This window comes from Amycolatopsis cihanbeyliensis, assembly GCF_006715045.1.
Lineage (GTDB): Bacteria > Actinomycetota > Actinomycetes > Mycobacteriales > Pseudonocardiaceae > Amycolatopsis > Amycolatopsis cihanbeyliensis.
Genome location: NZ_VFML01000001.1, coordinates 5,523,975 through 5,536,076, shown reverse-complemented (window position 1 = coordinate 5,536,076; position 12,102 = coordinate 5,523,975). Strand labels below are relative to the sequence as shown.

Here is a 12,102-nt window from a genome sequence, read left to right as displayed (position 1 = left end):
AACGGACATCGTGGTCAGCCGTCCAGGCCGAAGGTGCCCTCGGTGTAACGCGTCCGGCACGCCGCCCGCCGGACCTTGCCGCTCGACGTACGCGGCAGCTCGCCGGGTCCGATCAGTACCACATCCCGCACGGCCAGCCCGTGCTCGCTCGACACCGCGGAGGAGACCGCGGCGGCCACCTCCGCGGGGTCCAACTCCTCCGCGGTCACCTGGCGCGCCCGCTCGGCGACCACCACGGCGTGCTCACCCTGGTCGCCCGCTACCGAGAACGCGGCGGCCGCGTGCCGCCGGATCGCGGGGTGCGCGTTCTGCACGGTGTACTCGACGTCCTGCGGGTAGTGGTTGCGGCCGTCCACGATGATCAGGTCCTTCAACCGCCCGGTGACGAACAGGTCGCCGTCAAGGCAGACGCCGAGATCACCGGTGCGCAGCCAGCCACGAGTTCCGGGATACGGTTCGAGCGGGCGGTCGTCCTCGTCGCGCGGCTCGGCTCGGAACACGGCGGCCGACTCGGCGTCACCCTTGCCCCAGTACCCCAGGCAGACGTTCGGCCCGCTGGTCCAGATCTCGCCGACGTGCCCGTCCGGCAGCACCACGTGGGTCTGCGGGTCGACCACGCGCACCTGCTGGTCCAGCGGCTGGCCGGCGGACACCAGCGTGGAACTCGACACCGCGTCGGGCGCCACCTCGATCGCCCGGCCCGCGGCGAGGCCCACCCGGTCGAAGGTCCGCAGCTTCGGTGGCTCCCCCGCCGGCGAGGAGGACACCAGCAGCACCGCCTCGGCCAGACCGTAGCCCTGGCGGAACATGCTGGGTTTCGCCCCGCATTCGGCGAACTTCGCGTAGAAGGAGTCCACGATCGACGGCACGATCGGCTCGCTACCGTCGCCGAAGAGCGCCACGGCGTCCAAGCTCAGCCCAGCCATGTCCTCATCGGTGGTACGCGCGGCCGTGTAGCCGTAGGCGAAGTTGGGTGCGACGGTGATCGCCGCTCCCGAGCCCGCCATCAGCTCCAGCCACCGCACCGGGCGGGTCAGGAAGGCGATCGGGTCCATCAGGGTGGACGACAGCCCGCCCATCAGCGGCGCCGCCAGGCCGACGACCAGCCCCATGTCGTGGAACAACGGCAGCCAGCTCACCACCGTGCCGCCGGGCGTGCCCTCATAGGCCCGCACGGTCTGGGTGGCCGCGGCGGCCACGTTCCCGTGGGTGATCATCACGCCGGCCGGGTTCCTCGTGGATCCCGAGGTGTACTGCAGGTACGCCAGCTCGTCCGGCCGCGGTGGCACCGGGTCGAACTCCGCGCCGATCGTCTCCGGCAGCATGTCGACCGCGACCAGCCGCGACCCGGCGAGGTCGTGCTCGACCAGGAACTCGTCCACCGCGTCGGCCTGCCGCCGGGTGGTGAGCACCAGGGCCGGGTCGCAGTCGGCGAGTACGGCCGCCAGCCGCGACAGGTGCCCCGGCAGCGGGGACGGCTCGAATACCGGGACCGCGACCAGCCCCGCTCGCAGCGCACCGAGGAACGCGATCACGTACTCCGCCGACTGCTCGACCAGTATGGCGGCCAGGTCGCCCCGGTGGGCGCGCCGCTGGCACCAGGCCGCCAGCGCGGTCACCTTGGCGTCGAGTTCCCGCCAGGTCAGCGAGGTGGCCACCCCGGCAGGGTCGCCGGCGTAGTCCACGAAGGTGAGCGCCCGCGCGTCGCCCCGGGTCTCGGCCCAGTGCGCCAGCGCCGCGGGGAGACTTTCGGCGCCCGCACGCACCGGATCGATGCCGGCCGAGTTCGGGCTGTTCGAGGTCATAGTCATGGCTTTCCTTCAATCCGTTCGTCAGTGCCTGTTCCTGAGCGCGCGACACAGGCAGCTACCTCCAGTTTCGGAACAGGCCGTCAGATGCCCATGCCGGAGGCGAGGATGGGCCAGGACCGTTTCAGGGCGCGTTCCCAGTACGGCCAGGTGTGCGTGCCGGGACCGTAGTAGTCCGTCGTGACCGGAATACCGTTCCGTTGCAGCTTTTCGGTGAATGTCTTGGAATTGCCGAGCGCTATCCCTTCGAGCAGTTCTCCGGCGGGGTCCGGGGCATTCGGGTCCTCGAGTGGTCCGGGATTGCCGTCACCGGACGACACGTACAGCCTCGTGCCGCGGAGCTTTTCCACCTTGTCGAAGGGGTTGTGGTCCATCCACCGTGCCCGCTGGGACCACGGGTCGCCCCACAGGATTCCCCAGGGGAAAATGCCCTGCGCCATGATGTTCAGCTGCGTCACCTCGGGGATGGGCGGCATCAGAACGTTGATCGCACCGCTGTACGCCGCCGCGGCGCCGAACGTGCCGGGGAAGCGGCTGGCGTATTCCATGGCGCCGTAGGCGCCCATGGACAACCCGGCGATCGAGCGTTTCGTGCCCGCGTTGTAGCCGCGCTCCAGGATCTGCCGTACCTCGGTCATGTGGAAGGTCGGCCAGTCCGGCTTGTCGGAGAACCCGTAGTTCCACCACTTGCTGTACATACCGATCTTGCCGGCGCTCGGCATGACGATGATCGCCTGCTTGTCCGCGGTGAAGTCCTTGACGTCGGTGAACTCGGTCCAGGACTTGTACTCCATGGGCTCGCAGCAGCCGTGCAGCAGGTACAGCACCGGCCAGGTCCGGTCGGAGTCCTTCGACCAGCCTGCCGGCACGAGCAGCCGCACCATGGCCGTCCCTGGCTGGAATATGTCCCCTGGCAGCGAAGGCGTCTCGATCGTCAGGTCGATGGTGCGCTCGTCGATCCGAGTCTCGTCGATGACCTTCGCCCCGTCGTCGGCCACGGCCGCCGCCGGCGCGGCGACCGCGTCCTGCCCCGCGACCGGGACTACGGCCGCGACCAGCATTCCCGCGGCGAGCGCGACCATCGAGAAGCGACGGCGTTGTCGTATCCTTCTCATATCTTCCTCACTTCCTGGACAAGGGAAAGCTCAGCGGAGATCCGATCGGCGACGATCGCGACGTGTGGTGCGTCGATGACCGTGATGTGGTCGCCGGGCACCTTGACGACCTCCAGATTCGCGCAGAAGTCGTCCCAGCCCAGCGCGTCGTCGGTCCGCAGGTAACGCGGGTCCAGCGTGGTGGTCAGCGGGTGCGGGTCCTTCGCACGGAAGAGCAGCACCGGCCCGGCATACTCGCCCGGCGTGTACTGCTCGGATATCCGGGCGTCCACATAGGAGGCCCGCTGGTGCTCGAGCACGGCGGCGCCCATACCGGCCACCCGTTCGGACAGCCTGCGCATGACCAGCTCGTTGCGCTCCCGCTCGGGCAGGGCGACCAGTTCATGTTCCGGCAACCCGAGGTCCACCTGGTAGGTCTGCTCGACGTACCCGACAAACCGGCGCAGCCGGGCGCGCAGCGCTTCCTCGGGCGAGGACTCCATATCGGGCAACGGGATGATCGTGTCGATCAGGAACAGCAACTCGATCTCCGCACCCGCCGCGGTGAGCTGCCTTGCCACCTCGAAGGCGAGCATCCCACCGAACGACCAACCGCCGAGCCGGTACGGACCTTCCGGTTGCCGCGCCCTGATCAACTCGACGTACCGCACCGCCTTGGCCTCCACGGTGTCCAGCTCGTCGAGGCGTTCCATGCCATAGCAGGTCATGTCCGTGTCCAGCAGCTCGACCAGTGGCCGGTACACCGCCGTGGGGCTTCCCGCGGCATGGAACAGGTACAGCGGCGTGCCGTCGCCGTCCCCACCGCCGCCCAGCACGCGCACGGGGCCGTCGCCGGTACTCTCGAGCTCGGCACGCAGGGCATCGGCCACCCCCGCGATCGTCGGCACGGCGAACAACTCTCCGGCAGTGACCGCTCGGCCGAGAGCGGCCGAAACGGCCTCGCGGAGCCGTTCCGCCGCCGCGCCGTCCAACCCGACCTCGGCAAGCGGCAGGTGCACGTCGACGGCCTCCCCGGCACCGTTGCCTTCGAGGACCTGGCGCAGGACGCGGGCCACCCACCGCTCCGCGAAGTCCCTGCTGCCCGGTCCGCCGCGCCGGGGCCGGGCGGCCCGATCCGGCGCCGGCACCGCCGTTCCCGCGGTGCGCAGCTCGTCGACCAGATGGTCGGCCACGTCGGTGAGGCTCGCCCCGCGCAGCAGCAGCGGGAGCGGAAGGGTGGCGCCGAAGTCCCGCTCGACGGCGCCGCGGGCGCGCATGGCCAGCAGCGAGTCGAGCCCGAGCGAGGTGAGCGGGGCGTGCGGGTCCAGTCCTTCGGTGTCCAGCCACATCATCTCGGCGAGCAACGAGACGATGTGGTCACGCACGGCGACGCGGGCCCGATCCGGGTCCTCGGCCGCGAGGGCGCGTACCGCGTCGATCCCCGCCCCCGGCTCCGTACCGCCCGCCTGCCCGGGAGCGACCAGCGCGCCGAAGAACGGCCGCTGGGCCAGCCGGGGAAACAGCTCCAGCACGGTGCCGGTGTCCAACCGGGTGATCGCGGTCTGCCCGCGCCCGGAGGCGAGCACGGCGGACAGCGCGGCGATGCCCTCGCGCGGCGGCATCGGTTCGAGGATCGGGTTGTTCTTGCCCGCCGCGCCACCGATCTCGGCCCACGCACCCCACTGGATCGTGGCCGCGGGCAGCCCCCTGGCTCGCCGCCATGCGGTGAACGCGTCCAGCCATGCGTTCGCCGTGGCGTAGGCGGCCTGGCCGGGCGAGCCGAACAGGGCGGCGGCCGACGAGTAGGCCAGCCACCAGTCCAGCTCGATCCCGGCGCAGGCCTCGTGCAGCCGTAACGCGCCCTCGGTCTTGGCCCGCCACGCCGCGGCCAGGTCGTCGGCGTCCATGGCGAGCACGGCGCCGTCGGCGAGCACCCCGGCCACGTGCAGCACACCCCGCAGCGGGCTGCCGTCGCCGCTCGCCGCGCGCACCATCCGCTCGGCGACGCCGGGATCGGCGATGTCCCCGGTCACCACCTCGACTCCGGCGCCGGATGCGGTGATCTCCTCGATCGCGGCACGCGCCGCGGCCGACGGCCCGCGGCGCGCGGACAGCACGATCCGGGTGGCACCCGCCCCGGCCAGCCACCTGGCCGCCGCGATGCCGAGGCCGCCGAGTCCGCCGGTGATCAGGTACGCGCCGTCCCGGACGACCGGCGCGGGCCGTTGCTCGACCGCGAGGCCGTCGCGCGCCACGGTGTAGGCGAAACGCCTGCCGTCGCGCCAGGCCACCTCGTCCTCCGGCCGGTCGGCCAGCAGCTCGCGTACCGCGGTACGCTCGGCCGCTCGGTCGCTCCCGTCGAGGTCGATCAGGGTGGCTCGCAGCTCGGGATGCTCGTAGGCGAGCACCCGGACCAGGCCGCGCAGTGCGGTGGGGCCCGGGTGTCCGGCCTCGTCCGGTCGCACCGCCCTGGCTCCCCGGGTGACCAGCCACAGCCGTGGTGGCGTGCCGGCCGACCCGGCCAGCTCGCGGACCACACCGGCGACGGCGAGCGTCAGGGCCCGCGCGGCGTCCAGCTCGGCCGGCGAGTCCGGGTTGTCCACCAGCACGACCACACCGCCGGCCGCGGCCGGGCCGGTGATCGCACCGGGCTCGCCGCGCCTGCTCATCGGTACCGCGACCGCGCGGTGGCCACGCTCGGTCAGCAGGCCGACGAGGGCGGCCGGGTCCACGCTGTCCGCGTGCAACACGACCCAGTCCGATATGGACGCTGTGGATGACGCGGCGTCGGCGGGTAGCTCACTCGGCACCCATTCCGCTTGGTAGGCAAGCCTTTCCGGCACGAACGGGATGTCCGCCCTGGCGGTGGCGGCCAGGGTGACCCCGGCGAGCTCGGCCAGCACCGCGCCGTCCGGGTCGAGCAGGCGAACCGAGCCGGTCGAGGAGTCCAGCGAGCCGGACACGGTGGCGGCACGGCGGGGATCGCCGGTGACGCGCACGCGGCCGATCCGGGTGGCGAGCCACACCGGGTCGCCCGGGTCACCGGCGAGGGACACCAGCGCGCGCACGCAGGCCGCACCGAGGGCCGGATGCAGCGTGAAGCCGGAACGTGCGGGGCCGGCGGGATGCTCCACCTCGACCAGCACCTCCCCCGCGACCGCGGCGGTGGGCGTCCCGCCGGCCGTCGCGGTCGCGGAGGCGTAGCGTTCCCACTCCCCGCCGGAGCGGGCGGACACCGACAGTTCGATGTCGCCGCCGCGCGCCGGCACCGCCGACACCGATACCTGGGTACGCTCGGCCAGCGGCAGGATCCGGTGCAGCACCACCTCGCGCAGCTCGACGTCGTCCGTGGCGGGCTCGGCGGGCAGCGCGTCCGCGGCCGCCGCCAGCATCAGCTCGGCGAGCGCGGCGGCCGGAAGGACCGGCACGCCGTGCGCGGTGTGCTCGGCCAGCCACGGGTGCGCGGCCAGCCCCACCTCGGCCGGCCACACCTGCTGGTCGGTCCCCGGCACCTCGACCCGCTCGCCGAGGAACGGGTGCCCGGTCCGGCCGGGGGAGCGCGCCGAACCCGCCTCGGCCCAGTACTCCCGGTGCTCCCACACCGGTGGCGGCAGGTCGATCACCTCCCGCTCCGGGTAGCGCCCACGGAGCACCTCGATCCGGCCCTGCGCGCACATCGCGGCCAGCGCGGCGGCGAACCCGTCACCCCCGTCGTCCGGATCGCGGCGCAGCGTCGGGATCATCGTCAGGTCGGCGAGATCACTGCCGAGATCGCCCGCGGTCTGCTCGACCGCGACGGCGGTCACCGGATGTGGTGAGATCTCGACGAACAGCCGGTGCCCGTCCGCCATCGCGGCGGCGAGCGCCTGGGTGAACCGCACCGGCTTGCGCAGGTTCGCCGCCCAGTAACCGGCGTCGAAGGCCGGCCACAACCGGGGCTCCTCCAGCACGCCGGAGTACCACGCGATACCGGGCGGGATCGCCTCCGGCGTCGCGCGGAGGCCGGCCAACGCGGCGGTGAACCGGTCGAGCAGCGGGTCGACCGCGGCGGAGTGTCCCGCGACGCCGGTCGGCACGATCCTGGCCAGCCCCCCGCCTGCCGCCACATGCTCGACCAGCGCGGCCACCTGCTCGGTGGGCCCGCTGACCGTGCACTGCGTCGGCGAGGCGTACACCGCGACGGTGACCTCGGCGAAGCTCTCCGCGAGCTCGTCCAGCTCGTCGGGGGCGAGTTCCACGACGGCCATCGCGCCCGCGCCCTCCGCCTGGAGCTCGTCGAGCACCGCCGTCCGGTGCACCATCACGCGCAGCCCTTCGGCCGGTTCCAGCGCGCCGACCACGACGGCCGCGGCCACCTCGCCCATCGAGTGGCCGAGGACAGCGGCCGGCCGCACCCCGTAGGCGCGCCACAACCTTGCCAACGCGACCTGCATGCCGAACAGGGCGAGTTGCCAGCCGGAAAGCGGCCCGGCCTCCGCGTCCTGCTCGGCGGCCAGCAGCACGGACAGCTCGACGCCCGCGACCTCGCGGAACACGCCGTCCAGCTCGGTGACGGCCTCGGCGAACGCCGGTTCCTCGGCCAGCAACCGCCGCGCCATGCCCGGCCACTGCGAGCCGTACCCGGAGAACACGAACACCGGGTCGTGGCCGGCGGCCGGTGTCGCGGTGTGCGCCGACCAGTGCGGCTGCCCTTCGGCGAGCAGCCGCAGCCGTTCGCGCAGCAGGCCGAGATCACGCGCGGGCACCGCGGCCCGCGCCGGTGCGTCGTCCGCGGCATGCGCCAGCGCCGCGGCGAGCACGGCGATGTCGGGGCGTCCTTCTGCCGGCCCTTCGAGCCAGTCGGCCAGTGCCCGCGCGCGGGCGCGCAGCCGCGCAGGGGACCGGCCGGACAAGGTGACGACCTCCGCCCGCCGCGCGGGCGAATCAGTGCCCGAGGGGCGGGCACCACCTGCGGGCGGACACTCCTCCAGCACGACGTGCGCGTTGGTACCACCGAAGCCGAACGAGGACACCCCCGCCCGCGCGATCCCGGGATAGCGCGGCCACTCGGTGTTCTCGGTGACCACGTTCAGCCGGCCGCGCGCGAAGTCGATATGCGGGCTGGGTTCGGTGAAGTTCGGGCTCGGCGGGATCCGTGAGTGCCACAGGCTCAGCACCACCTTGATCAGCCCCGCGACGCCGGCCGCGCCCTCGAGGTGGCCGAGGTTGGCCTTCACCGAGCCGATCAGCAACGACCGCCCCTCGGGACGCCCTACACCGAGCACCGAGGTCAACGCACCGGTTTCGATCGGGTCGCCGAGCGGCGTCCCCGTACCGTGCGCCTCGACATAGTCGACCGAGCGCGCGCGCACCCCGGCACGCTCGTAAGCACGCGACAGGAGTCGTTGCTGCGCGGCGGGATTCGGCGCCATCAGGCCGTTGGACCTGCCGTCCGAGTTGACCGTGCTGCCCTTGATCAACGCGAGGACCCTGTCGCCGTCGCGGCGGGCGTCCTCGAGCCGCCTGAGTACCACGACGCCGCAACCCTCACCGCGCACGATGCCGTCGGCCGTGGCATCGAACGGTTTGCACCGACCGTCGGCGGCGAGCAGTCCCGCCCGCTGGAAGTTCGCCGTGATCGCCGGGGACAGCAGCAGGTTGACCCCGCCCACCACGGCGGTGGAGGCGTCCCCTTCGGCCAGCGCCCGCACGGCCTGGTGCACCGCGACCAGCGAGGAGGAGCACGCGGTGTCGACGGTCATACTCGGCCCGTGCGCGCCGAGGGCGTAGGACACCCGGTTGGCCGTCACCGAGGCCGCCGCACCCGTGGCCGACCAGGCGTCGACGCGGTCGAGGTCGGTCATGGTCAGCTGGGCGTACTCCGTCGCGGACAGGCCGACGAACACCCCGCAGTCGGTACCCCGCAGGGACTCGGCCGGGATTCCGGCGTTCGCCAACGCTTCCCACGTCACCTCGAGCAGCAGCCGCTGCTGCGGGTCCATCACCTCGGCCTCGCCGGGGCTGATCCCGAAGAACTCGGCGTCGAACCCGGCGACGTCGGTGAGGAAGCCGCCGTGGGTCGGCAGGTCGTGGTCGGCGACGTCCGGGGCGAACCGCTCCCAACGTCCAGGGGGAACCTCGCCGATGCCCGACCGACCGGCGGTCAGCAGCTCCCAGAACTCAGCCGGCGTGGACGCGCCGGGGAACCGGCAGGCGACACCGACGACCGCGACAGTCTCGTCCACGGAGGACGGCGCAGGCCCGGCACCCGCCGCATCGACTGCTTCGGGGCCCGCGGCGAGGACCTTGGCCAGCTCGGCGATCGTCGGGGCGGTCCATACCAGCGTGCCCGGAAGTTCCCGGCCGAGCAACGCGCCCGCCTGTGCCGCGATCTCCATCGCGTTCCGGGACGAGACACCGAGGTCCCGCAACGGCCGGTCCACATCCCGTTCGGTGACCTGGCCGACCGACACGGCGGCGAGCCGCTCGATCAGCCACGACCGCCACCCGGCCTCGCTGTTCATGTTTCCTCACATTCCTTGGACGGCAATGACTTCGCGGCGGGTCGGGGGCGCAGCACGACGAGTGCGAGCGCCGCACCGGCGAGCTGCAGCACCGCCGCGACCACCAGTCCCGCGGCGTACCCGGTGCCCAGCGCCGGGCCCTCGGCCGCACCGGCGGCGATCTCACCGGCCCGCACGGAGGTGAGCACGATCCCGATCAGCGCGACCCCGAACGCGCTGGACAGCTCCCTCGACGCGGTGAGAAGGCCGGAGGCGGTTCCGGTGTCGTCCTCGCCGATCCGCTCCAGCGCGTGCCCGGTGATCGGCGCGGTGAACGCCGACCCGGCACCGGCGAGCACCAACCCGGCCAACCGGGGCGCCATCGTGGTCTCGTCGTTCACCACGGCGAGTTGCACCAGCCCGGCGGCCAGCGCCAGCAACCCGAGGCACACCGCGCGATGCGGTCCGAGCGCCCTGGTCACCGCCGGCACGAACGGGGTCGTACAGATCACCGCACCGGCCACCACCACCAGCGGCAGCCCGGCCGCCTCCGGCCCCATCCCCAGGAAGTCCTGATAGAGCAACGGGGTGAAGAACACGATCCCGCTGATCCCCAGCCCCCACAGCAGGATCAGCGCGTTCGCACCGAGGAACACCCGGTTCGTCCGCAGCCGCACCGGCACGAGTGGCACGGCGGCGCGCCGCTCGCACGCCACGAAGGCGAGCAGCCCGAGCAGCCCGGCGCCGCCGAGGAGCCCCGTGATGGCGACGCCGCCCGAGGTCACCACGGACGCGGTGAGCAGCACCAGGCTCACCGTCACCAGCGTCGTCGCGCCCAGCCGCACCGGCGCGCCGGAACGGGCGGGCTCGGCTCGGCTGGTGCGCGCCAGCAGTAGCCACGTCGCCCCGACGAACGGCAGGTTGCTCAGGAAGATCCAGCTCCAGTGCAGGTGCTCGGCGAGCGCTCCACCGAGCCACGGTCCGAGTGCGAGCGCGCAGGCGAGCGTGGCGGTCCACACCGCGATGGCGGCGGCGCGCCGGGGTGCCGGCAGTTCGGTACGGATCAGGCTGAGCGTTCCTGGCACGATGAACGCGGCCGCGACGCCCTGTGTCACCCTGGCCACGAGCAGCAACTCGGGCGATCGCGCGAAGCCCCCGAGCAGCGCCCCGGCCGCGAACACCGCGCACCCGGCGAGCAGGACGCGTTGGCGGCCGAGCCGGTCGATCAGCGCGCCGGCGGCCAGCAGCAGCCCGGCGTAGGGCAGCATGTAGGCGATGCTGATCCACTGTAGCGTGGCAAGGCTCAGCCCGAGCTCCCTGCCGATCGAAGGTGCGGCGGCCGCGACGATCGTGTTGTCCAATGTGGTCACGAATCCCACGAGCGCGACCACCGCCATGAGCGCCGGCGCGCGGGGACCCTTACCTGCCGCATCCGCCGCGTCCGGCCCGGCCAGTGCCGGTGCGGTACTCATGCTAGATCCTCCGCGGCTATGCGCGCTCCGTGGTCGCCTTGGGTGCCGCGGCTTCGCGCAGAGTTACTCATGCCGCCGCCACGCGCCGGGCACCGGGTAGCACCCGTGGCCCGGTCCGGGGCTGGCGCCGGTGATTCCCGCCTGCCGAAGCCCGGTCACCGGACGGTGGCAGGGCGAGCCGGAAGATCTTCTTCCACACCTTGCCCACCTGCCTGCCGAGCGGGCCGGTGTTGTAGGTGAGGCCGTAACGGTCGCAGACCTCCCGGATCCGTGGCGCGATCTCCTGGTATCGCCGCGCGGGGATGTCCGGGAACAGGTGGTGCTCGATCTGGAAGCTGAGATTCCCGGCCAGGAGGTGGAACAGCTTTCCGCCTTCGATGTTGGCGGAGCCGAGCATCTGCCGGTAGTACCACTGGCCGCGCGTCTCGTTCGCACATTCCTCCTCGGTGAAATCCGCCACCCCGTCCGGGAAGTGCCCGCAGAAGATGATGCTGAACGCCCACAGGTTGCGGACCAGGTTCGCGGCGCCGTTCCCGGCGAGGGTGGCCAGCGCACCGGGACCGCTCAGGAGCGGGAACAGCACGTAGTCCTTGATGGCCTGCTTGCCGCTCTTCTCCCACATCCGGCGCCGCAGTCCCCTGGTATCCGACCATTTCCGCCGCCCGGACATGATCCGATCGATTTCCAGGTCGTGCAGCATCACACCCCATTCGAACGCGACCATCAACACGAACGCGTACACCGGGTTGCCGAGGTAGTACGGCCGCCACCGCTGCGCGTCGATCATGCGTAACAGGCCGTACCCGATGTCGCGGTCCTTGCCCAGGATGTTGGTGTAGGTGTGGTGCACATAGTTGTGCGTGTGCCGCCACTGCTCGGAAGGGCAGACGGTATCCCACTCGAACATCTTCGAGTTCAGGTCGGGATCGCCCATCCAGTCGTACTGGCCGTGCATGACGTTGTGGCCGATCTCCATGTTGTCCAGGATCTTGGAAATCGACAGCGCCGCGGTTCCGGCGAGCCAGGCGGGTGGAAACCGGCCAGCACAGAGCAGTGCGCGGCCGAGGAGCTCGAACCGCTGCTGCAGCACGACGATACGGCGGATATAGGCCGCGTCCTTCTCGCCGAGGTCCTCGACCAGTTCCCTTCGGATCGCGTCGAGCTCCCGGCCGAACTCGTCGAGTTGCTCGGAGGTGAGTTGCGGGATACGGGCTCGGGTAGCCATGTCGCTTTCCTTGTCGGTTAC

At 72.0% G+C, this 12,102-nt stretch carries 5 protein-coding genes; all 5 read right to left on the bottom strand.

All coding sequences use genetic code 11. The annotated features are described in order from the left end of the window. Positions 1-14: 14 nt before the first annotated feature. The 5 genes from FB471_RS25305 to FB471_RS25285 all read right to left on the bottom strand — a co-directional run bounded on the left by FB471_RS25305 (position 15) and on the right by FB471_RS25285 (position 12,081). Complete coding sequence (locus tag FB471_RS25305) at positions 15-1,805, bottom strand: fatty acyl-AMP ligase (protein ID WP_142000837.1); 1,791 nt, start codon at positions 1,803-1,805, stop codon at positions 15-17. Between the two features lie 86 nt (positions 1,806-1,891). Next, positions 1,892-2,923, bottom strand: coding sequence for an alpha/beta hydrolase (locus FB471_RS25300; RefSeq protein WP_142000836.1), 1,032 nt, complete (start codon positions 2,921-2,923; stop codon positions 1,892-1,894). Beyond that, positions 2,920-9,405 (bottom strand): type I polyketide synthase, encoded by a 6,486-nt coding sequence (locus tag FB471_RS25295; protein WP_142000835.1) that lies wholly within the window; start codon positions 9,403-9,405, stop codon positions 2,920-2,922. Before FB471_RS25295 ends, FB471_RS25300 begins: the two co-directional genes overlap by 4 nt. Then, the gene (locus FB471_RS25290) at positions 9,402-10,856 is read right to left on the bottom strand and encodes an MFS transporter (protein WP_142000834.1); all 1,455 of its coding nucleotides are present in this window, start codon (positions 10,854-10,856) and stop codon (positions 9,402-9,404) included. The genes FB471_RS25295 and FB471_RS25290 overlap by 4 nt, the downstream gene beginning before the upstream one ends. A gap of 67 nt (positions 10,857-10,923) precedes the next feature. Then, the gene (locus FB471_RS25285) at positions 10,924-12,081 is read right to left on the bottom strand and encodes a fatty acid desaturase family protein (protein ID WP_142000833.1); all 1,158 of its coding nucleotides are present in this window, start codon (positions 12,079-12,081) and stop codon (positions 10,924-10,926) included. Positions 12,082-12,102 lie beyond the last annotated feature (21 nt).